Annotated in this window: 1 protein-coding gene; it reads right to left on the minus strand. The window is 61.9% G+C overall.

The genetic code is table 11. From position 1 onward, the window contains the following. Positions 1-21 precede the first annotated feature (21 nt). Positions 22-236: hypothetical protein (locus AC0IYU_RS35005; protein WP_472127006.1), on the minus strand; the 215-nt coding region annotated here is incomplete at its 5' end.

The following is a 236-nucleotide window of genomic DNA, read 5'->3' on the forward strand; positions in this document are numbered from 1 at the left end:
CCTCGTTGTTCCGATTGAGTCCTAGCCTGCCTCTGAAAGCCCCACGACCCGCAGCCCCACGTCTGTGAGCCGACCGAACGTCTGGTCCAACGACTGGGTCACCATGCCAGCCTGCCGGAGCTCTGGGATTGCCACCCCCGAACCCGAAACGCGGCGACAACGCTCAACGGTGTTGACGGAGCGCTGTTCATGCGGCCAATACTCTTGGCGAAAGTAGGCGAGGACTTGTTCGGCTT

Source organism: Variovorax sp. AC103, assembly GCF_979254005.1.